General features: G+C 38.3%; 22 protein-coding genes. 3 read left to right on the top strand and 19 right to left on the bottom strand.

The window, feature by feature from the left end; all coding sequences use genetic code 11:
- From Q1K78_RS11175 to Q1K78_RS11125, 11 genes are all read right to left on the bottom strand, one after another.
- Entirely contained in the window at positions 1-2,133 is a 2,133-nt protein-coding gene (locus tag Q1K78_RS11175; RefSeq protein WP_300178340.1) for a transporter substrate-binding domain-containing protein, read from the bottom strand.
- Between the two features lie 43 nt (positions 2,134-2,176).
- The gene (mltC, locus tag Q1K78_RS11170; RefSeq protein ID WP_300178338.1) at positions 2,177-3,325 is read right to left on the bottom strand and encodes a membrane-bound lytic murein transglycosylase MltC; all 1,149 of its coding nucleotides are present in this window, start codon (positions 3,323-3,325) and stop codon (positions 2,177-2,179) included.
- A 228-nt stretch (positions 3,326-3,553) separates the two neighbouring features.
- On the bottom strand, positions 3,554-5,446 hold the full coding sequence (locus Q1K78_RS11165) for a methyl-accepting chemotaxis protein (RefSeq protein WP_300178335.1): 1,893 nt from the start codon (positions 5,444-5,446) through the stop codon (positions 3,554-3,556).
- A gap of 343 nt (positions 5,447-5,789) precedes the next feature.
- Complete coding sequence (gene pcp, locus Q1K78_RS11160) at positions 5,790-6,428, bottom strand: pyroglutamyl-peptidase I (protein ID WP_300178332.1); 639 nt, start codon at positions 6,426-6,428, stop codon at positions 5,790-5,792.
- A 9-nt stretch (positions 6,429-6,437) separates the two neighbouring features.
- Positions 6,438-7,343, bottom strand: coding sequence for a DUF979 domain-containing protein (locus tag Q1K78_RS11155; protein WP_300178329.1), 906 nt, complete (start codon positions 7,341-7,343; stop codon positions 6,438-6,440).
- Between the two features lie 9 nt (positions 7,344-7,352).
- On the bottom strand, positions 7,353-8,030 hold the full coding sequence (locus Q1K78_RS11150) for a DUF969 domain-containing protein (protein WP_300178327.1): 678 nt from the start codon (positions 8,028-8,030) through the stop codon (positions 7,353-7,355).
- 269 nt (positions 8,031-8,299) lie between these two features.
- Complete coding sequence (locus Q1K78_RS11145) at positions 8,300-8,437, bottom strand: hypothetical protein (RefSeq protein WP_300178324.1); 138 nt, start codon at positions 8,435-8,437, stop codon at positions 8,300-8,302.
- A 33-nt stretch (positions 8,438-8,470) separates the two neighbouring features.
- Positions 8,471-11,362, bottom strand: coding sequence for an alkaline phosphatase family protein (locus Q1K78_RS11140; protein ID WP_300178321.1), 2,892 nt, complete (start codon positions 11,360-11,362; stop codon positions 8,471-8,473).
- A 230-nt stretch (positions 11,363-11,592) separates the two neighbouring features.
- Entirely contained in the window at positions 11,593-11,943 is a 351-nt protein-coding gene (locus Q1K78_RS11135) for a hypothetical protein (RefSeq protein WP_300178318.1), read from the bottom strand.
- Positions 11,944-12,008: 65 nt separating this feature from the next.
- On the bottom strand, positions 12,009-12,539 hold the full coding sequence (locus Q1K78_RS11130; RefSeq protein WP_300178315.1) for a GNAT family N-acetyltransferase: 531 nt from the start codon (positions 12,537-12,539) through the stop codon (positions 12,009-12,011).
- Between the two features lie 101 nt (positions 12,540-12,640).
- Complete coding sequence (locus Q1K78_RS11125; protein WP_300178311.1) at positions 12,641-14,893, bottom strand: peptidase U32 family protein; 2,253 nt, start codon at positions 14,891-14,893, stop codon at positions 12,641-12,643.
- Between the two features lie 182 nt (positions 14,894-15,075).
- Between Q1K78_RS11125 and Q1K78_RS11120 the strand changes: the two genes are divergently transcribed.
- On the top strand, positions 15,076-15,726 hold the full coding sequence (locus Q1K78_RS11120) for a glutathione S-transferase (RefSeq protein ID WP_300178308.1): 651 nt from the start codon (positions 15,076-15,078) through the stop codon (positions 15,724-15,726).
- Positions 15,727-15,735: 9 nt separating this feature from the next.
- Here Q1K78_RS11120 and Q1K78_RS11115 read toward each other — a convergent pair whose 3' ends face one another.
- From Q1K78_RS11115 to Q1K78_RS11090, 6 genes are all read right to left on the bottom strand, one after another.
- Entirely contained in the window at positions 15,736-16,200 is a 465-nt protein-coding gene (locus Q1K78_RS11115) for a GNAT family N-acetyltransferase (RefSeq protein ID WP_300178305.1), read from the bottom strand.
- 167 nt (positions 16,201-16,367) lie between these two features.
- Entirely contained in the window at positions 16,368-16,586 is a 219-nt protein-coding gene (locus tag Q1K78_RS11110; protein WP_300178302.1) for a DUF6500 family protein, read from the bottom strand.
- A gap of 18 nt (positions 16,587-16,604) precedes the next feature.
- Positions 16,605-17,450 carry a sulfurtransferase gene (locus Q1K78_RS11105; RefSeq protein ID WP_300178299.1) on the bottom strand — a complete coding sequence of 282 codons (846 nt, stop codon included), beginning with the start codon at positions 17,448-17,450 and terminating at the stop codon, positions 16,605-16,607.
- A gap of 35 nt (positions 17,451-17,485) precedes the next feature.
- A complete protein-coding gene (locus Q1K78_RS11100; protein WP_300178296.1) occupies positions 17,486-18,271 on the bottom strand; it encodes an SDR family oxidoreductase in 786 nt (261 codons plus the stop codon).
- A 12-nt stretch (positions 18,272-18,283) separates the two neighbouring features.
- Positions 18,284-18,703, bottom strand: coding sequence for a GNAT family N-acetyltransferase (locus tag Q1K78_RS11095; RefSeq protein WP_300178293.1), 420 nt, complete (start codon positions 18,701-18,703; stop codon positions 18,284-18,286).
- Positions 18,704-18,759: 56 nt separating this feature from the next.
- The gene (locus Q1K78_RS11090; protein WP_300178290.1) at positions 18,760-19,206 is read right to left on the bottom strand and encodes an N-acetyltransferase; all 447 of its coding nucleotides are present in this window, start codon (positions 19,204-19,206) and stop codon (positions 18,760-18,762) included.
- Positions 19,207-19,391: 185 nt separating this feature from the next.
- On the opposite strand from Q1K78_RS11090, the gene Q1K78_RS11085 reads away from it, so the two are divergent.
- Positions 19,392-21,080 carry a glycoside hydrolase family 19 protein gene (locus Q1K78_RS11085; RefSeq protein ID WP_300178287.1) on the top strand — a complete coding sequence of 563 codons (1,689 nt, stop codon included), beginning with the start codon at positions 19,392-19,394 and terminating at the stop codon, positions 21,078-21,080.
- A gap of 65 nt (positions 21,081-21,145) precedes the next feature.
- Here the strand turns inward: Q1K78_RS11085 and Q1K78_RS11080 are convergent, their stop codons facing one another.
- Positions 21,146-21,580 carry a hypothetical protein gene (locus Q1K78_RS11080; protein ID WP_300178284.1) on the bottom strand — a complete coding sequence of 145 codons (435 nt, stop codon included), beginning with the start codon at positions 21,578-21,580 and terminating at the stop codon, positions 21,146-21,148.
- A gap of 188 nt (positions 21,581-21,768) precedes the next feature.
- Entirely contained in the window at positions 21,769-23,328 is a 1,560-nt protein-coding gene (locus Q1K78_RS11075; protein WP_300178281.1) for a BCCT family transporter, read from the bottom strand.
- Between the two features lie 305 nt (positions 23,329-23,633).
- Between Q1K78_RS11075 and Q1K78_RS11070 the strand changes: the two genes are divergently transcribed.
- The gene (locus tag Q1K78_RS11070) at positions 23,634-24,023 is read left to right on the top strand and encodes a PepSY domain-containing protein (RefSeq protein WP_300178278.1); all 390 of its coding nucleotides are present in this window, start codon (positions 23,634-23,636) and stop codon (positions 24,021-24,023) included.
- Positions 24,024-24,033: the final 10 nt, after the last annotated feature.

The following is a 24,033-nucleotide window of genomic DNA, read 5'->3' as shown; positions in this document are numbered from 1 at the left end:
CTATTTAAGAGGTATTCTTGGTGCATGTGTTTGATTGTTTTCAAAAATAGTTCTGAATTCTTCATGATGTTTTAAGAATAAGTCAACCATCACGGGGTCAAAAGATACACCACGTTCTTCTTCAATAATCTTAATCGACACTTCATGAGTAAATCCCTCTTTGTAAACACGCTTTTGTCTTAAGGCATCATACACATCGACAATACTTACAATTCTTGCTTCAATTGGGATCGCTTCACCCACTAAGTTTAAGTACCCTTTCCCATTCCACTTTTCATGGTGATAAAGCACTATATTTTTAGTTATTAAACTAAGCTCTGTGTTTTTAATTATTTCATAACCAATATTGACGTGTTGTTTCATCACATCAAACTCATCTGAATCTAATTTTCCAGGCTTTTTCAAGATGTAATGAGGAATACCGATTTTTCCAATATCATGCAAGGACGCAATCATTTGAATCTCTTTAATAAACGGCTTTGGCATTCCTAATAAATTCGATAAATGCCCAGAATATACATTAATACGTTTGTTGTGCTCACTCGTTTCTTCATCACTGTATAGCGAAGCCATTTCTAACGATCCAATCAAAGATTCATTCATCGTTAATAGCTTTCGTTCTGACCGTTTGGCAATAAGTACACGAGCAGCTAAGAGTACAATGACCAATAAACCTACAGCAAGCACCCAAGTGTCATTGTGTTTGTATTTTTTATTTTCATTGATATAGACATTTTTGATCAAATGTTCACTATCAGAGCTGATTGATATCAAATTAATAAGGTCATATAAGGCTTTTTTATCTTTCTTTACTGCCATATAAACCGAAATTCGTTCTTTTAATGTACCCGCTGTTTTTAAACCATACATATCATCATTAATCGTATGGTTAAATAATAAGCGTTGATCACCAAAGGCATAATCGATCTTACCATCATTCAAAGCATCTATAATCTCCTCAAACGTATCAAAGAAGACCATGGTTACATTAGAGGTATTATTTTTAACATAATCATAATAGTGAGCATTTTTAAGTATTCCTAATGTTGAATAGTTCACATCAGATATTCTAGAGATAAAACTGCCTTCTAACTTATTAAATACAGATAATTCAAAACTATAATATGGCTTGGTGAGATAGTAATGTTCAGTAATACATTCATTAGAAAAAGTAGAAAGTAATAGATCATATTCTAGGCACTCCCCCAATTTCGGTTGAGTAAATGTCACAGTGTCTTTAAAAATCGTTTCTATACTGTCAAAAAGTGCCGGTGCTATTCCTTCGTATTCTCCGTTAACAAGATAACTGGCAGGAAACTCCTCAAATCCATAACCAACGGTTACATTTAACCCTTTAATTTCCTGATTATTTTTAAAGAAGTAAATGAAGTTTTCTTCGCGAGAATTTTTGACTAATTCTTTTATCTCAACTGCACTTAATTCATTGAAATATTTTATTAATATAGCGTGTAATTCAGGCTGATCTTTTGTTACTGCAAAAGAAGTATACAAACTATCGAGTCTTGGTAGCTCATGCGTGAAATATGATTTCTCACTAATTGCTTGTGTATCTGCTATGAAAGCGTCAATCTCACCATTGTTTAATGCTGCCATCATCTCATTTAAACCAGTAAATCTAACTGGGATATAATTAATATCATCCTCATATTTTAGAATGAACTCATTTGAAGAATACCATTCTTCAACCAAGTCTACTCTTTTGTTATTTAAACTCACTAGATCATGAATAAGATCGTCGTCTTTATAAAAAACCTTAATACTTATACGATATAATGTAGGTATAAAATTATAATTCAGATCTCTCTCTTCAGTTTTGGCAAAATCAAAGTAAGCGCCAGTCTCAACATTATCAAACTTAGTAATAAGATCTTCTAGGTCTTCTACTTTTATATGGAAATTAGTGTTTAATTTTTTATTGATATCTTTAATTAAATCACTATAAAGCCCTTTTTGAACTCCATTTTCTATAAAGAAAAGCCTTGAATTATAATTATCATTATAAAATGTAAAATCACGATTATTTGTTATCCAATCTTGCTCTGCTTCTGTTAACAGAATTGCACATGAAAAAGAAGAATACAAACACACTAGTAAAAACCAAAATAATCTCACTTACTATACACCATTAATTATTGATAGTAACGAAGGCTTCGCATTACGCTTTTTCATTGAATTCTTTCTGAAACTTCAATACTTTTTCTAAATATCGTCGAGCTTCAGCCTTAGGGTGTTTATTGGTTAACGCCCAATATAATTGACTTGGCTGCAAGCTATTTATTTCGTTAATCGCTTTGGTTTTACTAGGATCAAAAGTGCTAAATACCCCACCAGAACCACCGTTATAGGCTGAGACCATGCTGTAATGTTTATTAGTTGCATGAGTAATATCTCGTAAATAACGATTTTTTAAAATATAGAAATATGCAGTTCCTGTATCAATGTTGTTTGCAGGATTAAATAAGTATTCTTTAGTCGGTATTCCTGATTTATTTTTTACTAACTTAAAAACGTCTGCTCCTGCTGTTTTTGGGATCACCTGCATTAATCCATACGCCCCTGCATGACTAACGGCATAAGGGTTAAAGCTGCTTTCTGTTTGAATAATTGCATAGATTAAATCAATTGATATATCGTATTCATTCGATGCTTTTTTGATTAAATCTGCGTATTGAAATTCACGCTGCTCTAAGTGGTCATCCACCATTGAGATCTCAACGTAATACGCTTTGCCATTTTTAATCGTTTTTGATTGCAGCTTATGTTCAATTAAATAGTCTGCGTATTTTCCTGCTCTCCACGGCCATTCGATATCTTTATTTTCTTGATCTTTAATTTGACCAAGTAAAAACGGACGACCACGCAAAGGAATTGATTTATCACTGAATAAATCAACATGTGAGGGATCTGATGGCATTAAAAGGGTGCCAATAATTGCTTTTTTAAGCGTCTCTTTAGGTTGATATTGAGAAACCGTTGAAATGTAAACTTTACCTTTATCAAAATCAATATGTGCGCGTGTACGGTAGCCATCAAGGTACTTTACGTAACGATGTTTACCTGCTTCCAGAAACTCTTTATCACCCCATGTTTTATGCACATGGTCAGATAAATTCGCTAACTGTTCTTCAATTGATTGATTTTGTTCTGAGGTATTTGGTTTCCACGATCCTGAACCAGACGAAGAGTTTCCACTACAATCACATGATGTTGAATTTGAATTTGATTGATTGTAATCACCATCGAAAATTGGGGTACAAGAAACCGTAATTAGAGCAATAACAAGAGCAAATAATGCGTTTTTCATTTCTATCCTAAAAGTGTATTCGTCTTTATTTTCAATACACTGGAATACATCACACATAGTGTGTTAGCCGACAAGGAAGCGTATTCTACACCTTGTTTTACTTTTGGGAATAGTTAATGGAAAATGTTTATGAATTATTTTACAAGGTACGACTCTAATTTTTATTCTGAACTAATCTCATAAAAAAACCGCCAAAAAATGACGGTTTATATAGGGTTTCTTATGATTTTATAATTTATAACGCTTAATTTCTTCTTCTAACGAATCTGCTAATGATTTTAATGCTTCCGCTTGCTGCGCTGCTATTTCTGCTTCCCTTGCCATTTGGTTGGCGACTTCTTGCACACCTTCAGTATTACGACTGATCTCAGCGGTTACGCTTGATTGCTCTTCGGCTGCCGATGCTATTTGTGTTGCCATGTCACTAATAACATTAATTTGAGAGGCGATATTATCAATACTTACTCCCGCTTCATCAACGTCTTTTACACTGGTTTCTGCAAGATTATGACTGTCTGACATCACTGAAACGGCTTCTTGCGTTGTTGTTTGTAATGTTTCAATCATTGATTGAATTTCTTCGGTTGATGTATGTGTTCGTTGCGATAATACACGAACTTCATCAGCAACCACAGCAAAGCCACGACCTTGATCTCCTGCTCGCGCTGCTTCAATGGCAGCATTCAACGCCAGTAAGTTAGTTTGCTCTGCAATAGAGCGGATTGTCGCTAAAATTGAACTAATTTTGTGAGCGTGACCGTTGAGAGCTTCAATAATACCTACCGCACTATTAACTTCACTCGCTAAGTTACCAATTGAAGATTGGCTTTGGTTCACTTGTTGATGGCCTTCTTGCGTCAGCTCTACCGCTTGCGAGGCTGATTTTGCCGTGTTTTCTGCATTGCCTGCGATTTCTTGTGTTGCACTCGCCATTTCTGTCACCGCAGTGGCTACCATTGTAATTTCATCTTGCTGTTGGCGAATATTTTCACTTCTTTTAATCGCAGAACTGGCAGAATCTGCTGCCGAGCGATTTAGCTCTAACGTGATCTCTTGTAGATTCGATGCCATTGTATGTAAGCGAGACACAAATTGATTAAAATTCTCAGCCAGTTTGCCAACTTCATCATCCGATTTCACATTGATACGAACCGTTAAATCCCCTTCACCATTGGCGATGCCTGCTAATGCTTCTGATACAGTACCTAGCTCTCTCAACTGACGCGTAACCAACCAGCCAGTAAATAACGAAACAAACAGTAAGATTAAACCACCAATAAGGCATAATTTTACTAACATCGCATTTAATGGCGCTTCAAGCGTCTCTTTATCCATAACAAGAGCAATCGCCCAATGAGTATTAGGAACTGCTGTCACCATCACCGCTTTCTCTTTGCCTTGTTGTTCAGTAAAGAAGAAACCATCCGATGAAATTTCGCTATTCAGATTATTGGCATCAAACCCTTGCCCCAGTTCTGAAATTGGCTTTAACGCCATTTTTTCATTTGGGTGCGCAACCACAATTCGATTGCTCACATCAAGAAGCATTGCGTAACCATCGCCCGGAACCGAAATATCAAGCACATCATCAATTAATGCACTCAATGCTAAGTTTGATGCCGTAACACCCACGATTCGACCATTTTCACGAACCGGCTCTGTTAGCGTAACCACTAACGCTTGCATGGTGTGACTTACATAAGGCTCTGTTGTTATGCCTTTATTGGCGGCAATAGTTTCTTTATACCACCCACGTGTACGAGGATCGTAGCCCGCTTTATTCAATGATGGATCTTGACGTTGCATTACGCCTTCTGCATCACCGTAGTAACTCAAACCAAAGTCACCTGAAGTAAAAGTTTGCTTTAAATGAGCGACCATATCGAGATTAGGATCGCGTTCAATTGCTTCTTTCATTGCAGTTATTGCATCTTGACGCCCTTTGAACCAATCTCCAATGCCTAAACTGTACGCTTTCGCAGTATTCCCACTCTCACTGTGAATTGCATCCCATGCTTGTGTTTTCATTGTTTGGTATGAAAAAGTACCTAGAGATATAATCGTTAATACGATAAGTGCCACACTTGTTAAAACAAGTTTAATTTTTAAGGTTAGATGCATAATCTTTCTACTTCTAATGGTTGTGATTTTAAATAAGATGGAGGCAATTAATAGTAAACAATGTAGCCGACACTGCTACCATAATTACAAGACTCATAAATGAAGCAAATGGTTACATTCTTATTCATATTAACAGTCTTACTATTTAAAAATGTGTCCCTTTTCACAAACCACTACCTAAGTAGTAATGAATTTATTATCAAAACCACACCACACACAGACAAATAACACATTTTACAGCTAAAATTAACCTATAGTTCTCCCGCCCAAGCAAATAAAAAAGCCTAGCAATAATGACTATTGTTAGGCTTATATATACGAATATCATTCGACGATTATTACATTAACAAATCGTTCCTGCACCTTGCTGGATGTCTTCATCATTATCAATAATCGCTTGAGCAGCAATAGCTAAGCCTTCTGCTATTTGCTCTAACTTCATTGTTGGTTGAGAACCATCAACAGATTGCTCTGGCAATAGTGGAATATGTACAAAACCATGACGAATATTGCTGTCTTTTAGGTAATGTTGTATTCCATAGAACAAATGATTACATACAAATGTCCCAGCTGTATTCGATACCATGGCAGGGATCCCCTCACTTTGCATCGCACTTACCATCGCTTTTACTGGCAGAGTAGTAAAGTAAGCATCAGGGCCTCCTTCTACTACAGGTTCATCAATCACTTGAATGCCATCATTATCTGGAATGCGAAAATCATCCACATTAATTGCAATTCGCTCTGGCGTTATAGCCGTTCGACCCGAAGCCTGACCTACTGTGATCACGGCATATGGTTGTTGATCTTCAATGGCTTGTTTCACCACGTCGATCGATTTATAACGCACAACGGGCACTTGGCAAATGCTAATCTCGCCACCGTTCAATTTACGACCTGCAATTAATCTTACAGCTTCTAGCGCTGGGTTAATTTTGTCATTACCAAAAGGTTCGAAACCTGTAATTAGAATCTTTTTCATCGTTAACCCCTAAAAGGCAAAAAAGTACATAAAGGTGGTGTTAATAAGTAGCATTATAAAACCGGGAATGAGCTGGGTAATGATCACTTGGTTTTTATTATCTAATTCCAATAATGCCGCAGGTACAACGTTAAAGTTAGCCGCCATTGGTGTCATTAAGGTACCACAATAGCCTGAGATCATACCTAATACACCAATCACAATTGGATCACCGCCCATTTCAACAATCAGCAATGGAATACCAATACCTGCGGTAATTACAGCAAAAGCCGCAAACGCATTACCCATAACAATAGTGAAAAGAGCCATACCAAACGTATACGCAATGACATAAGCTAATACGCTGCCGTGAGGGACAATTTCTTTTACTATTTGAGAAACGGTATCACCGACCCCTGCCTGACCAAATAGATAACCTAATGCAGCTAGAAATTGAGATAAAATAGCCGCCCAACCAATCGTATCAATCAGGCGACGGCCTTCATGAATACTTTGTACGGGTTTGCATTTTGTTAGCCCGTTAGCGACAATAAGTGATAAAAATGAACTTAACCCCAAACCAATCAGTGCACTTGTTCCCGTTACCTGACTCCATAAAATCGTACCCACGGGTACAATTAACGCAGGAAGAAACAACATGTTTTGTAATGACTTCGCGCTGGTTTCTCTGAACTCATTATCACTTGAGTTGTAAGAGCCAATGCCCATCAATCCCGCCGAAGCGATCAAGGTCATCACTAAGACTAATGCTCCGACAACCCAATCAGGTAATACTGCACCTAAACAAAAAGAAAGACCATAAGCTAACCAAAAAAGTCCTGTGCCAATGGCTTTTGGGTTCTTTTTATCAGTAAAACTTTGAAATGAAAACGCAATCAGAAGTAAGCCTGTCGCTTGATAAATATACTCTAACATGATTAATTCCTACTCTTCTTTGCCAGCTTTCGCTAAACGTGAATCTTCTATCCATGCTCGAACATAGAACACAACGCACGAGGCTAATGCCGTAGGAATCGCCCACATAAACATGTCATTTAACGCAACACTGTAACCGTGCTCTTCAAGTACGCCTTTAATAAGTAGTAAACCACCCGCGCCAATAAAGATTAATTGGCTGAAAAAGTTAGCAAAGTTTTCACTCATTGCCGCAAGCGCACGAATATGCTGTCTTTCTTTATTCGTTAACGGTTTTCTGTTCTTCTCAGCAGCGGCTTCTGCCATTGGTGCCACTAAAGGACGGATCATTGATGGGTGCCCACCCAAATTTAAACCTAACGCATTCGTTACTTTACGCAGTAATAGATACGTAAACATAACTCGACCAGCAGATGCTTGCTTGATTGAGCCAATCAGCGTTTCTGCTCGCTCTCTTAAACCGAAGCGCTCTAGTACACCAATCATAGGGAGTACAAGTATGAATAAAGACATATAGCGATTTTGAGTAAATGAAGCACCTAAAATGGATAAAATCTCTATAAAGTCAATATCAGCAACCAAACCAGTCACTATTCCTGCGGTTAAAATAACCAATAACGTGTTTAAACGTAAAGCCAGCCCAAGAGTAATAATTACTACTCCGATTAAAGGCCAAAAATCAATCATCTTATATCCTTATTTGCTTTATCTCAGCCCAACATCATGAAGGACGGATACTTGTAAAATTTACAGTATGTTAAAACTAAGTAGACCCTAACACGTCGGTAAACATATTAGGGCCTGCTATTGAGTATATTGAAAATTAAACAGATGAAAAGTATTTATCTGCATAATAATTCTAAAATATAGTGATATCCTTAGAATTATCAGTCCATTTGAACAAAATAACACCACTTACAAGGTGTATATACTCATATACGCCATTATACCAGTGACTAACCAACCGAAGACTGACATCCAACAGGACATTTATAGTCACCAACAATCGACGATTTTGTTGCAATAATGAGCATGGCAGTTAAGGTTACAGGTAAAATAAAACCATTCAATGCACCTACTACAATCAATAACATGACTGGCTTACCAATAATGAATCGACCTTCTCTTTATTTTCTCGGTTGTATATCTAGATCATCGAGTAAAGAAGGATAGCCCCAGCCGTTGTGATTCTCAATCACGGTTTCTTGAGTAAGATATTCATACAATGTTGGCGCTAATGACCCATTCGCCTCACTCGTTAATGGCGTAACATTAGGGCCTACAGGGGTTCCCCAGAATCCTAAAAAAGCATCTTTTTCTAAATAATGTTCGCCAGCATGTCTACCCGGCACTTTGGTATTAAAACCAACACCAAATTTAGGAAACAAGTTTATCGTCCCTGCTCTGTCTTCTTCATACAATTTAGCCAATTGATTCACGGAATCTGGTCGCGCCGTGTAAGCAGTCAAGTTTCTCCACTCTTGCTCTGTACACCATGAATTCACATTGTCATTAACGGCAGATACCATACATCGTTGATATAACTCTTGGTATGATGCTAATTCAGCTTTATTTGGCTGCGATTTATAAGGATTCAGAACATCGAGTTCAAGTAACTGGGATGATCCAATAACAGGCTGATACAGTAATCTGTCCCCTTTTTTAGTGATTAATTCATCAACTCTAACATCGTCTTTAAAACCGATAATTCGAACTGTACATTCATCTAACGTACAGTTTGTTTCTCTAACAACGAGATAATCTAACGATTCTTCTAAACCTGAAGCAACCTCATTAATCACGTTGATATACTTACCTTTTAGCGCATTAACAGGCGTCCACGTTGTTAGCTCAGCGTACGTTGGTTGCACTTTCCAACCTTGGGCAGAATTAAAGAAATCCATCATGAAATTACCACCCGCAGTAGAAGCGACCACCACATCGACTTCTTTATTGCTTTCATAATTAAGCGCATTGGTAATTTTAGGCCCTTCACCTTCGTCGGATGAGATTTTCTTTATCACTAATGGATAGCCAAGTTCTTTTTCAAGAGATTCAAATACCTGTTTTTCCGGATTCAATGAATAGTAAACAGGCGCTAAACCGTGATCTCCTGCCATTCCCCATAGGGTTCTATCATATACGCCAGCGTCTTTATATGTGTTGGTAAATTGCGTTAACCAATAATCTAGTCGATTCAATTCCCCGGTAGGCATGAGGATTTCATCACTAAATGGACCAGTGAAATGGGCAAAATGATCCGGCCATGGGTTATAGATTAAGGTGTAATCTGGCATCCCTTTTTGTTCAAGTTTCGAGAGGGATTCTAGGTTTTGTTGGATCTTCCATTTTTGAGTTAACTTACTGTAAATATCCAAGGCAAAGATACCGTTATAAATACGAATGTCTTCAATAAGATCGGCTCTCATGATCGACACTGTTTTCTCTATTTCTGCACGTTGCGTCAACTCTCGCAGACAACGCTTTTCACCAAAATCTCGTAAGCTCTCACCTGCCCCTAAATTCACCAAGCCATCATAGGTGGTATGTGCATTCCAATCATATTGCGCATTACAGTTTAAAGTCACCAAATAATCCAAGCGATCAAACATGGTTTGAACCTTGTTCGCTTCCATCAAGCGGTCAAGTTGCAACGCATCGTTGCCAAAGAAGTAATAGGCACGATCTTCTTTTCTATCGACAAAGTGAAAATTTGGTATCCCAGTCCCGCCTTTACCTGACACTTTTGCGCCAGTTTTTATTATCGGTAAATTGCGAACACTGATAGTCGGTGTTGATGAAATGCCCACATCGACAATGCTGTTATCGTAATTTTCATGCAGCTCAGTAAAAAATGGCAAGTACGATGGGTCTTTATACTCTTTCTCGGTCAGTCTTTTTAAAAATGACAGTTGTTGTTCATGTTCTGGCTGCGTGGTGATTTCATTCTGAGGTTTGTAGCTTTCATGGTTAAGGTGATCTTGATAGATCTGTTTGATGAATGGCTTTTTCAGCGGAGAAACAATACCTTCAAGTAGCCCTTGTTGCAGCCCATCAACCGTAACTTGAACCGCTAGTCGACGCTGCTGACGAGAGTCTAAATAAGCAATAACCGTCTCTGGGTTATCTTTAAAGTTTTCTTGTAACCACTCATTCAATACTTCTTGTCGTTGTTCTTGATAAATAAACTGACGGTACGATTTCAATACATTAAGACGAACAAAATCAATAAGAGTAATAGTTAATGCTTCTGCTTTATTATTTACAGAGCCTTTATGTTCAGGCTGACCATCTGCAATGATGTGCTCTAACGCCGCACGCATGTCCCCTTCGTCCATACTCATGACGGCTTTTGTCATACCCGCGATAATGATGGGTTGAATTTTATCTATGATCTTTTTATCTTTAGGGCTATCAGACAGATAGGTATAACGCTCAGGCAGTACCTCAAGATCCTTCCACTCACCAGTCTGTACCAATTCATCATAAACAATCACCATATTCGCAATGAATTTACGATCAATATTTAGCCCTTGGTGATGGCTATCTGCTAACTCTGGCTTATCTTCTTTTTTAACGTCATCCAGAGTAAATAGAGAATGGCTAAACCCATTAAGTGTTTCTTCATCATATTGCGTTTTTAAGTAGGTTTTAAAAGCATCTTCATTATCCATATCTCCGTATTTATCAACAAAGGTATAAATAAAATGCCCTAAAGGGATCGCGTATGAGGGATTTGAAAGCTTTGCAATGATGCTTTTCTTAACATCCCCCTCCAATGGTAGCGATAAAATGTAAGCGTCTAATGTGATACCAGCAATGGTAAAAATAGCGGCATCACGAACCGTTTTCGTTGTATAAACGACAGAATTGTTTATCTGATTTTTTAGTATTTCTGTTGAGTTAACTACGCCACCAATCACAGGAATAGCACTGACATTGGCCGAACTGTTGGCACTCAACATTGAAAGAGATAACACACTGAGAGTAAATATTGACGAAAACGATCTGTTTTTCACTTTAACTTCCTTTTATAGTAATTTGGATAATTACACATTTGAATATAACGAGGGCTGCGAGAATAGCAAAAGAAGTGATGATATTTACAGTGAGCTTAATTCATGGAAGCCCTCTACAAAACTCATAAGTATGAATTTTATAGAATACTCCCATTGCAATTTAGTTCTGATTTAGCTCTCTAGGATTACGATGCAGCTATAACTATCCTGTAATTGATAGTTTTAATCGATTACAGTCCGAAACCAATTTTAGGTTGACGACGAACAGATCGAACACCCCATGGACCTAAATCTGGTTTTGGTTGACCTTCAAAATCACCAAGGCAAATATAGCCTTTAGAAAGATAGCGAAATAGGAAATCGCCACCATCTAGTGAGCCAGTTCTGTCATCACCAAACGGTAAATGAATACGCTCAATATGAAGATCTGATGCTTTTTTAAATGCAGGGTAAGCCGTTGAGTTAATTTGGTATGCATCTAAATTTTTCAGTAACGCTTTATCTGACATCTTTGCCTTCATACGAGCAAAGATCATGATTAAACGTTTCTGTTTTTCAGAAGAGACTATGATCATTTCCATTATAGGAACTCCTTTCAAAAAAAAAGGAATTATATAGTAAGCCTCAGCCTACTTCTATATTCACTTTATATCGCTACAGACAACTGCTTAATTACACAGCGATATTCATAACAATCAATTATTTCACCGTCCACAATGGTAAATTCAGGCTTAAATCCAACTTGTTTAAAGCCATTTTTACTTAACACTCTTTGTGACGCTAAATTATCTGTCGATGCTGTAGCAATTAACTGGCTCAACGCTAACGTATCTCTTGCTACATCAATCAAAAATTTAGTCGCATAAGTCGCCAATCCTTGAGAAATGAATGCTTCACCAATTCGATAACCAATAAAACCAGACTCTTTTTCTTTATTAATATTATAGAGATTAGCTCGGCCACAAATGGTTCCTTGAGCATTCTTCAGGAGCATTGGATAAATTCTGTCTTTTTCATATTCAGAAAGATAAAAATCGATATGATCTTTAATCCCTTCGTCACTGAAAAAGTCTTCATCACGCGCTTCAATAAATGATTCAAACCATTCTTGATTTACCAATTCAAACTCCAGTAATGCCGCGGCATCTTCTGTTTTGAGTAGTTGTAGTGTCACCATAGCCAGTTCCTCTCATACGTATTACTGAATTATAGACAAAAAAAACCGTGATACGTAATCACGGCTTTATATTTTTCTTCAATATTAACTAAGAGTCAATCTTACAAACCTTGTTGATATTGATCATTAGTATTGATTGGAACCATAGTGAACAATTCATCTTGAACACTCATGTCACCATTTACGAGTTTCTCGAAGTGCTTAACTAACTCAACTTTATCAGCTTGTTCTTTAGAACCGCCACCAATGTTAGTTAGATCAATAAAGAACTCATCAAACAAGTCAGAGAAATCGGTCACGATATCCATGTTTAAGAATTGTTCGTGATTATAGATGCTTGGGTAACCACCTTTTTGCTTATCAACCGCGAATGAAATGCCTTTCACGTTAGTAATCGTAGTCGCTTTCTCACACTTCAACATACAACCCGCTTCAATCGCTGGTTTGTTACAACCTACCGTTTGTTGGAAGAAGCACTGACGGCTTGTCATCATCAGGATTGGATGATAAATGCTGTAGGCTAACTTGAAGTTTTCAGGACGACGAATGTGTTTCATCTGACCTTTATTGATTTCATTTGAAATAAACGCACCCGCACAATTTAGTGTTTCTTTCATTGTCACTAAAGCGTGTGAATTCGTTGTATTTAAGAATGGACCGGCAACCCATTCAATTCCCATTTCAAAGGCTTTATACGCAATACCTGTGTTATTGGTTACGATACGAGCTGGTTTTACTTCTTCAAGTACTTTCACGGCTTCGTCGTAATCTTTACCAATCAGAACCGCAGGGAACCATGGGATTAAACGAGGGTTTTCTAAGAAGATATTAATGTATGTTTTATCACGCTTTTTAAAGCTTTCTGGTAATTTGAAGTAAATGTCTGCGTCAGTCACATCACATATGTTCAAATCGGCAACATCAGAAATCAGCATCGACAATGTCGGTTTCTCTTCGACTTTTGGCTGCTGTACTAATGCCGCAACATCTGTGTGTTTAATCACTTCTTTAGAACCATTCAATAAGAAAGCGACTTTCTCTTTAAGCTCAGAAAGCTCTCTGAATGGAACGGCTAGGTTGTCTCCAAGCTCTGAGAAATCGTAACCTTCAAGAAGGTAATCTGGCGTAATCACACCTTTAAAGCGCTTCTCTAGCTCTTTTGAAGTGATCGATTTTTGACCGGCTTCGCTCAGTAGTGATGTAGATTTCACTTCAAACGTTTCTTGATCGTCTTTACTTGGTGTAATGATCACCGTTAGTGGCTCACCTAATACCGCTTTAAACGCAATCGTAATCGCAATTTTGTCGATACTTAGAGACTTCACTTTTTCTTCAAGAGTGGCACCGATTGCATTTTTATCAGTGTAAAGCTCTTGTTTCACTTCTTGGATTTGAACAACATCAATCGCGTTACTCTGATCAACCGCGTAATTTACGCTGTTATCACGAGGATTATCGATAAACATGTCTTTGGTCAAATTCCCTTTTAAGAATTTGTTGGTTAAACCACGGTTGAAGACTTTATGTAGATTCGAGTCATCTTCATATAGCTCACCCGTTTCAATAAACGTATTAATATTTTTACGCCAGTTTTCCACCACAGTATAGACGTAGTGAGCGCCTTTAATACGACCTTCAATTTTCAGTGAATCCACTTTCGCGTCTACAAGTTCCGGTAAATCGAAGTACGCTGAGTTATCTTTTAGGTTTAATGGGAATTTGTTACCCGCTGCGGTAATTTCATATTCATCACGACACGCTTGACTACAACGACCACGGTTACCTGAGTTACCCACACTCACTGAGCTTGAATAACATTGGCCAGAGAAAGCAATACACAACGAACCATGCACAAACACTTCCGTTAGGATATCGTGTTCATGAGCAACGGCTGTCATTTCTTTGATTTCGTCGATATTCAGTTCACGGGATAAATTAACACGTGATGCACCGACTTTTGAAAGGAAGTGAATTTGACCTTCATTGTGCGTCGTTAACTGAGTAGAAGCGTGAACATCTAATGTTGGGAAGTATTTTTTAACTAAGTTAAACACACCCAAATCTTGAACGATGATGCCATCAATAGTTGTGTTCACTAATTGATTAAGCAGCTTCGCTAATGATTTAATTTCATGTTCAAGAATAACAACGTTTAATGTCAGGAATACTTCACAACCGTATTCATGAGCAAGTCGTAACACGCCATTTAGTTCATCAAATGAAAGATTGGATGCTCGGTTACGGGCGTTGAACATATCTAGACCACAGTAAACAGCATTTGCTCCTGCAACGATGGCCGCTTTAATCGCTTCAACATCACCACCAGGTGCCAATAATTCAAGTTTTCTACTCATTATGAAATTGCTCGCTTCGGTTTTTATGTAATAATTTTTTTGAGGGGGCATTCTACTCGCCCCACGCTTTCATTACCACTCATTCGGCTTTTATTGATCTAGATCATAAAGAAATAAGGCTGGATCTAGCCATTTATTCCGTTAATATCGTTTTAATTGCTTTAACTTTTGAGTATTTCATCATGACAACGCCTATTCTTTACTCTCTTCGACAGTGTCCATATGCGATGCGTTCTCGTCTTGCTATTTTGCATGCACAGCAGACTGTGGTGCTGCGCGATATTGATATGAACAATAAGCCTGAAGAAATGTTGTCAATTTCACCAAAAGGTACAGTTCCTGTATTGCTACTGGGTGATGGATCTGTAATCGATGAAAGTCTTGATGTGATGGTATGGGCGCTCACCCAATCAGATCCTAATAATTTGCTCTACTCACACGATGAGACAAAATTAACTCAGATGCTTGATGTCATTAATCAAAGTGACAATAAGTTTGTGGATGCATTGCAAAAATATCGCGCAGCCTCTCGCTACCATGATACGAATGAAGTTGAATGCAGAGAACGATGTTGTGAATGGTTAATGACGATCGAAAAGGCGTTATCTCAGCATGCTTATATTATGGGAGAAACACCGAGTTTGGTGGATTACGCTATCTTGCCCTTTATTCGTCAGTTTTCACGAGTCGATAAGAAGTGGTACGCTCAAGCTCCGCTCCCTTATTTAAGAGCGTGGTTGGTGAATCATTATAATGATCCTACGTTTTCAAAAGCGATGTTTACACACCCAAAATGGCAGAAAGGATCTGAGAAGATTATTTTTGGGGAATAACCGTCTTTGTTAACCCCCAAGTTGTCCAGAATAAAGCAGTGAATGTTCCATATCGACAAAGTGTTCATCTTCTCCGACAATTTTATACCCTAATCCGTGATAAAACTGGATAGCTTTGGGGTTATTTTTAAATGAAGAAAGGCTTATCTTGGTGACCCTGTCACTGAAATGATGCTGATAGCATCTCATTACAGAAGCACCTACTCCTTTGTTTTGGTATTTTTTAAAAATGATAAACAGATGAACATGTGCTTTGTTAAGATCCAAATGAGTACAGATTAACCCTAAACGCTCTCCGCTAAACATAACCCAATCAAACCACTCTTGAGGATATGAATCGATAAAGCGTTGTTGTTGAAACATTTCATCCCAGCCAAGTGAGCCTTCAATTATAGAGTGAAAATACGTTTTATATATCCCAAACAATGAGGGATATTCACACGTTGTGACTTTTTTAAACGTAATTCTTTCCATTGAATCATCCTTTATTCTGAGCTTAGTATTTCAAAGTATTATTTGGTTTACCTATTCTTTGATTGTAGACCATAAAGAGTGATTTTTTACTCTAGTACTACCTCTGAGATGCGCGCATCTACCTCGAGTACATCTTCTATTGTGCCTTGGCGAATTTCTATTTTCATTTATTGCCCATCTTGAATCATTGTTTTTATCTTAATTGCTTTTTCAAAGTGATCTAATTTATGGGTAGCAATCCACCACGTTGCCGCTTCCATTAATAACTCTGGATCATCGTTTTTATTAGCAAAGAAAGCATAAAAAGGCAAGCCTACATTATCTCCTTTTTGCTCTATTTTCTTATCACACACCGTGATGATTTTTGCTCTTAAAATGTCTCTCATAGATCACCCTTACTTTAATTACTCTATCGGCAACGAGTGATTAGTTCCCCAATCAGCCCATGAGCCATCGTATAAAACGACCTCTTTATAACCAATAGATACGGCGGCTAACATTAAGATGCACGCGGTAATACCTGAGCCACAACTGAAATAGGTTTTTGTATCTACTGATGGCACTCTTTCTGTAAAAATAGCTCGTAATGTCTCTTCATCTTGATAGGTATAATTATCTAACAATATGGAAAACGGGATGTTTTTCGAACTTGGAATGTGACCACTACGAACTCCTTCTCGTGGTTCTGGCGCTTTACCTAAGAAGCGCATTTCTCCACGTGCATCTAAAATTGCAACATCGGTATTTATTACGCTAAGTACTTCGTCCGAGTCACATGCTAAGCCTTTCACCGCTTTCGCAGTCGCATTACCTAATATCGATGTTGTTGTGTATTCTGATGCGGTTTCTCTTCCCTCTTTTAGCCATTGAGGTAATCCGCCATCCAGAACGTAAACATGTTCAAATCCCATCACCTTAAACGTCCACCACGCTCTAGGAGCAGAGTAAATACCTTGGTTATCGTATAAAACAACGATTGAATCTGAATTAATGCCTAGTTTCTGTATTGCTTGAGTAAACTGCGTTTCAGTCGGTAATGCATGAGTCTGAGCAGAGGCGTGATCACAAAATTCAACTTCTACATCAAGCTTGCGAGCATTAGGCAAACAAGAAAATTCCTCATAAACTAAAGGCTCTTTACCAACGACATTCGCCATATAAGCATCGACGATGACCAGTTTTTCATCATTAAGGTGTTCAGCTAACCATGTGCTTGTTATTAGTGGGTTTGTTGCTGATGAGTTCTTCATTATTCTGTCCTTAGTTAGAATCGCGCTTTAGTGAATTAACATTCGTCGTAAGTAATTTTCATCACATCGGGATAAATAAACTCATACCCTAATGTGTCTTTAATCTTTTGATTACTGATGATTTTAAAGGTTTGTTCATCTGATTCGATAAAACAAGGCGGAGCAATGCCTATACGTTGCGTGGCTTGTGTATAAAACTCTCGCTTTGTTGGATGCGTATCGGCACAGGCATTAAAGAGATTGTTCCATTTCTCTTGTTTTATGATCTGCTTAATTAACTCAACGCAGTCATCTTGGTGGATCATATTAACTGGTGCGTCTGGGTTACTCACTGAGCGCCCACTTTTAGCAAAGAATCGCCCAGGATTTCGTGAGTAACCTACCAAACCACTAAAACGAATAATAGTGGTACTAAAAGCCGTTGATTGGGTAAATAAAGACTCTATTTGATATAAGACTGAAGCGTTTAATGCCGATTGATCTTCAGTGACTACCCCATTTTTATCAGCATAAACCGACGTTGAACTCACAAATACAAGGTGCTTAATTGAAGACTGTTCTATTAAAGCAATAAGCGAGGAAAAACCCTCAATATTCTTCGATGGTATCGCGATAACAAGAATATCTGAATGTAAAAACGGCGCCCAATCTTGTTCTTGCTTATCAAGGTCTAAGACATAGGGAATAACAGAAATTTGCTTTAATGCTTCTGTTTTTTCCTCACTTCTCACAGAGCCTTTAACTTGAAAGAGATCATTCACTAAACCTTTAGCTAGAGGTAAACCTAACCAACCGCAACCTAATACACTAATTGATATCATTTTATTACCTTGCTAGAAAAGAGCCAATTGACTTGCATCCGATAAAACCCATGCACTATTGTGAGCTTCAAAGCCAATTTTTGGGTAATACCCTTCTGCCTTTGGTGCCGCGAGTAAGATTAATTTACAATCAGGCGTTAGCTCTTCTTTGGTCACCAAGATAAGATATTTTCCAATCCCGACAGATTGAATACTTTCGTCTACTGCTAAGTCCGATAAATAACAACAAAAGTTAAAATCAGTAACTGAGCGAGCAATACCAATCAATTCCCCATCGCCCCATGCGGTCACAATTAGGTTTGAGTTATCAAGCATGGCTTGTATTTTTTCAACATCATCAATTGGACGACGAACACCTAAAGAGGTTTTCTTTAACAGAATAATAAACTGCTCTGCAGTAATAGGTTCATTGACTTTATAATCGATTTCCATGCTCTCTCCACCTTTAATGTTAACTATTTTTTATTCTTAAAAGATACAATAACAAGTTACTTTGCAATATCCAGAGCTAAAACAAGACGGTCTTCACCAATATCAAAATAGTCTTGCTCTTCTTCTAATAAATAAAAACCATACAATTGATACAAAGCATATGCACCTGTGTTTTTTGGGCATACCGTTAAGAGTAATCGTTTGTATCCATTGGCATTCTCAATCGCTGTTTCTAGTAATTGTTTACCAAGCCCAATGCCTTGCGCTTTCTTTGCCACAGCCAATGATAATACCCATGCATCTCCTTTTATTGCGCTTGATGGCACTTGTAAAAGATAGCCTACAATTTCTTTCTCTTTTTTGGCAACTAGCAGTCCATTAGCCCAGCAATCAAACGCCTGTCTAATGAAAAAAGAGGGATATCCATGATTACCAAACGCTTCGGTTTCTATTTCATAGATCTTTTTTAAATCGATTTTCTCTGCTGCTCTAATGCTTATCATTAATACATTTCCTTGACTGTAGTGCTAATCACATTGTGAATATGCTTTTGCTTATAATTTATACTCTTTGAAACAACTCGCATAGTTAAAACTGATTTATCTATCTAGATAACTAAACTTTATAAAAACTCCTATAGTTATTCCAACTTAATTTAATCTTTAAATTATCACAAGGAGCGTTAATAATGTTTAAACTTGCTTTATTACCAACACTACTCGCTTGTAGTTTTGCAGCCAATAGTTTTACTATGAACCCTCAGCCTGATCCCGAAAACCCAACAGGTTATATTGTTTCTAAAGCAGAAATTAAGGCTGCCGAAGATGCGAAAACATTAGACCCTATGTATGACGTCTGGGCTAAAGCATTAGAAACATTACCTAATACCGCAGTAGAAGCGATTGATGCAGGAGTTGCAACAAATCCTGCGAACGTGAAACGTGTTGAGCGTGTTTTTCCTCAATCTGAATGGTTTTTCTTAACCCAAATGGCAGCGCCTGAATACACTTATACTCGTTTTTTGCGTGCTATTGGTAAGTTCCCTGCTTTTTGTGGTGACTATACGGATGGACGCGACTCTGATGCCATTTGTAAAAAATCCATCGTAACGGCATTTGCTCATTTCTCTCAAGAAACTGGCGGTCACATTGCTATCGATAACATTTCTGACAACCCTCTTGCCCTTGAAGAGTGGCAACAAGCCTTAGTGCACGTTCGTGAAATGGGGTGGTCTGAAGGTCAAGAAGGATACACTACCGGCTGTGGCCAAAATGATTGGCAAAACAAACGCTGGCCCTGTGCCGCTGGTGAAGGTTACTTTGGTCGTGGTGCTAAACAATTATCTTACCACTTTAACTACGGTGCTTTCTCTGAAGTGATGTACGGTGGTGATGCGACAGTATTACTAAATAATCCAGGGTTAGTCGCTGATTCTTGGCTAAACCTTGCCTCAGCAATTTGGTTCTTTTTAACACCCCAAGCACCAAAACCTGCCATGCTGCATGTTATCGACCGTACTTGGACCCCTTCTCAACGAGAAACTAATGCGGGTATCGGCTACGGATTTGGTACAACGATTAACGTGATTAATGGCGGTATTGAGTGTGGAGAACAAAACAAAGATAAAGGCCAGCCCGTTAACCGTATTCGCTATTGGGAGGGTTTGGCAAAACATTACCAAATTCCAGTAGAAGCGGATGAAGCAAATACCTGTTGGCAACAAACCCCTTATGGCAGTTTGAATTTAAATGGTGCAACCGATGTGCTTTATACTAACTGGGATGGTAATTGGAAATACTATTCTGATCGTCCTGAGGGGGCTTCTTTTGAGTGTGAATTAGTGGGCTTCCAAACTGCATATTCTGCGCTTGTCCCTGGTGATTATGAAAAATGTGTCACTAACTTCTATGAATCTCACGCTAACTGGCCTGTGACTCGTGTGGTTGATTCTTTACCAACAGAGCCGACTGATCCCACCGACCCGGTAGATCCAACAAATACTTGGGATGCAAATAAGGTTTATAACACTGGCGATCAAGTTGTTGTAAGTGGAGTAACTTACCAAGCTAAATGGTGGAACCAAGGTGATAACCCAGCAACAAGTACAACTGGTGTTTGGGAAGTGATCAGCGGAACTCCAACAACAAATCCAGTAGAACCGACTCCTCCGGCTCCTATTGAACCAACTCCGCCAGCTCCAATAGAACCAACACCTCCAACAGTACCCGTAGATCCTGATTCAACATGGGATGCAACTGCAAGTTATAATAGCGGTGACCAAGTGACCGTTAACGGCATAACTTATCAAGCTCAGTGGTGGACTCAAGGTAATAACCCTGAAGCTTCTGGTGAATGGGGAGTTTGGAAAAGAGTGTAATATTTCGATATTAATGATTAATAGAAAATGTCACGGTGGGTCGTCATAAGCGACCCATCTTCTATTTACACTCTCGTCTGAGCTAATTTAAGATAGGAATGAAGTTCATCATTTTTGTATTCAATCGCAGAGTGAATGTTAACGCTAGAGTTTGCCACAATTACAAAATCGTATTGGTTTTCACCTTTAAATATTGATACATACAATAAACCATCATCTAACTCCCACTGCCCGACCGTTTTTAATCTATCAAACAACGTAAATTCAGTTAAGCTGCCACTCGCCTTGAAAATAACCTCGGTAATGTAACCCGCTGTACATGACTTAATCCAATGGGATGCACATACCTCTTCAACTGAAAAATCACGTTTCTCAGACAACCACTGATCATATTGCTCTAGTTGAATTTCCGTTAGTGATTGACTTCCTCGCTCTGCGATTGGCCTTCCCAGAGTCTCTCTAAGAAATAATTGTTGTAAAGTAACGGCTTTATTTTTCATTCTTACCCCATCATATCATTAGCAAAATTTTGCACGGTGTGCTCTGGACGAATGTCTTGTTGTATCAACACTAAAATCATAGTTCATTTATCGATCTACTATTCGTTTCTCACTCAAATAGCAGATATTAAAAAAGGCTTACCACAGATCCTGCGATAAGCCTTTCATTCAGTATTGTTCTTTATCTGTTATGCAGTCGCTGTTTTCTGGCTAACCGCTTCAGACTGGTAGCTTTCTTGCTCTACTTTTTTCATTCGTAATACGGCAATCGGTGCCGAAATAAACGTAAAGCCAAGTAAGATTGATACTGGAACCGCTGTGATCACAATGAAAGATTGTAGAGCATTTAGTCCACCGTCTCCGGCAATCAATAATACACCAGCAACCACACCCATCATTATTGCCCAAAACAGACGTTGGTAACGTGATGGAGTATCAGTACCCTCAACTGCCATTGCAATTGAATAGGCCATTGAATCACCCGTTGTAGCAACAAACGTTGTCGTCAGCACTAAGAATGCAGGGATTAACAACCAACTTAACGGTAACTGCTCTAATGACGCGAGTAATACCGCAGGTAATCCGGCTTCTTGTAACGGGCCAGAAATACTACCTGGCGTTTGTAGCTCAAGGAAAATACCCGTACCACCCAATGCAGAGAACCAAAAGTTTGTCGCGATAGGAGCAATAATTGCTACAGTAATTACAAGCTCACGAATACTGCGTCCTTTAGAAATACGAGCAATAAAAATAGCCATCATCGGTGCAAAACCAATGAACCAACCCCAGAAGAACCACGTCCACCATGAGTTCCATGCAGGATCTGCAGTGCTTAAGCTCATTTCCGGAAGGTGTTGAATATAGTTACCAAATGCCAGACCAAACTCAGTAAAGATAAAGCTTGTTGGACCTAGTACTAAAATAGCGACTAGTAACGTCACAGCGCCAATAACATTCATTCGGCTTAACCACTGTAAGCCTTTGTCCATCCCTGTGAAGGCTGAAACTGAATAAATGGCAACAATCATAGATAAAAGACCCATTTGGCTCATCAGCGTGCTTTCAAGCCCTGTGAGTACGGTCAGACTATAGCTAAGCTGTGTTGCTAAGAAGCCAATTGGGCCAATAGTACCTGCTGCAACAGCAATAATAGAACAAGCATCGATTAATGAGCCTAACCAATGATTTTCAAGTTTCGTACCTAAAATTGGATATAGCAGCGCACGAGGACGCAATTTAACACCACAGTTATAATGTGCATACATTAGTACAATCGTACTTAATGTACCCAATACAGCCCATGCTAGAAAGCCCCAATGCAAAAAGCTTTGACTTAATGCTGGCGTTACCGCAGCAAGAGTACCACCTTTAATATCGGAGAAAGTTGGAGAAGGCGTGATGAAGTGAAAGATAGGTTCAGCGGCTGACCAAAAAACGCCACCGCCAGCAAGTAAAGTACACATGATCATTGCGACCCATTTAAATGTACCGAACGTTGGTTTTTCTTCACCACCCATTTTGATTTTACCATAGCTACTCATCGCTATGATAAGGGCGAGAACAAACGTGATGATCATTAACCACTGCCACCACAAGCCAAACATTGTCGATGCTGACATGAACATGGTTTGAATCGTTGCTGTAAATGTTGAGAGATCAACAAGAGCAAAGAGAAGAAATAAAAGGATAAATCCTATAGTAAGTGTTGGAACTAGTTTATCGCTATTTTCATTGCTATTTTTAAACATGGGTATCCCACTTGATGCGTGAGGGATGGGACTCTAGCAGCTTAAAAAACGTAAAACCAGTCAAATATTTTTAAAAAAGGCAAAAAAACAGTCAAATAATTATGATTTCAATCACAATAAGTAACATTTATCGATTAGAATCAACACCTTATTATTTGCACCATGAAAAAACACAATCACTCACAATAATTTACACATTTATCAGAATAACTCATTATGAGTAGGCTTTTTTTGAACTAAAATTCATGTTCTATTCATCTTCGTTGTTTTATACTTCTTCTGTGTTCACTCAACTAGGAAATCCCATGCGAAAGAAATCAGCGTTATACCTAGCTGCCCTCTTTACCCTTCTCTCCCTATCTCAAAGCGCATTAGCGAATGAACATCAAAATGGACATAAATTGGTCATTGATGTTCCTCAAAGTGAAGCTCGAATCGAGATAGAGGAAGATCAAGATGAAGTCTATGATGCAGTTCAAGCAGGGCTAGTAAAACCATTTTCCGAACTATACGCCATGGTCGATAAAGATTTTCATGGTCGCATCATTAAGGTTGAACTAGAGGAAGATGACGATGAATGGACTTATGAATTAAAGCTTGTTCATGATAATAATGTTATCAAAGTTGAGTATAACGCAACAACCTTAGCCATTATAGAAATCAAGGGTCGTGACATACGATCTGCCTTGAAATAATAATCCCTAC

The sequence above is a fragment of the uncultured Aliivibrio sp. genome (assembly GCF_946479765.1).
Classification (GTDB): domain Bacteria; phylum Pseudomonadota; class Gammaproteobacteria; order Enterobacterales; family Vibrionaceae; genus Aliivibrio.
The sequence above is the reverse complement of the archived record's forward strand: the minus strand, read 5'-3'. Positions and strand labels throughout refer to the sequence as shown.